The organism is Cryptosporangium phraense, from assembly GCF_006912135.1.
Taxonomy (GTDB): domain Bacteria; phylum Actinomycetota; class Actinomycetes; order Mycobacteriales; family Cryptosporangiaceae; genus Cryptosporangium; species Cryptosporangium phraense.
On record NZ_VIRS01000079.1, the window covers coordinates 1 to 971 of the forward strand.

The 971-nt window shown below is 70.3% G+C and carries 1 protein-coding gene; it reads right to left on the reverse strand.

Annotated elements, in window-relative coordinates:
* Positions 1-19 precede the first annotated feature (19 nt).
* A protein-coding gene (locus FL583_RS39820; protein ID WP_420843243.1) for an IS5 family transposase occupies positions 20-924 on the reverse strand; the annotation gives its coding sequence in 2 pieces (ribosomal slippage) (positions 20-510 and positions 510-924; 906 coding nt in all).
* Positions 925-971 lie beyond the last annotated feature (47 nt).

The following is a 971-nucleotide window of genomic DNA, read 5'->3' on the forward strand; positions in this document are numbered from 1 at the left end:
CTAGGGCCTGTCCTGCGAATCACGTCAGCCAGATCAGCGTCGCGGCGAGAGTGAGTAAGGATCGGTAGAGCACGGCGCGTTTGGCATACCGAGTGGCGATCGCGCGGAACTGTTTGAGCCGGTTGAAGCAGCGTTCGACGAGGTTGCGCTGTCGGTAGATGACCGGGTCGAAGACCGGGGGCCGGCCTCCGGCCGAGCCCTTCGCGGCCCGCCGCGCGACCTGATCGGACCGCTCCGGGATCGTCGCGGCGATCTTGCGGCGCCGCAGCGCGGCGCGGGTCGAGGGATGGGAGTAGGCCTTGTCGGCCACGACCCGCTCCGGTCGTTTCCGCGGCCGGCCGGGCCCTAGCCGAGGCACCGACACCTCGTCCAGCAACGGCAGGAGCTGCGGGTTGTCTCCGGCCTGCCCGGCGGTCAGCCGGACGGCCATCGGCCGTCCCCGCCCATCAACCGCGAGGTGGATCTTGCTGCTCAGCCCGCCCCGGGACCGCCCGATCGCCTCACCCTCGACCGCAGCGACCGCGACGCCCGCACGCGCGGCACCGCGCTGATCGGCGGAGCCCCTTTTTTCGCCGCCCGGGGCCTGCGGGCCCCGGCGGCGTGCTGATGCGCCCGAACGACGCTGGAATCAACGTGGAAGGTCCACTCGATCTCCCCGACCGCGTCGTCGTGGACCTGGACATGTTCCAGGATCCGGTCCCAAGTTCCGTCGGCGGTCCAGCGGCGCAGCCGCTCATGGGCGGTCTTCCAGGACCCATATCTGTCGGGGATATCGCGCCACGGCGCGCCCGTGCGCAGCTTCCACACGATCGCGTTCAGAACCTGCCGGTGATCTTTCCACCGACCACCCCGACCCGCGCTGACCGGCAACAACGGCGCGATCCGCTCCCACGCCGCCTCCGTGACCTCGTCCCGACGAACCACCCGAGCATCCAACCAGGCCGGTCACCGATTCACAGGACAGGCCCTAG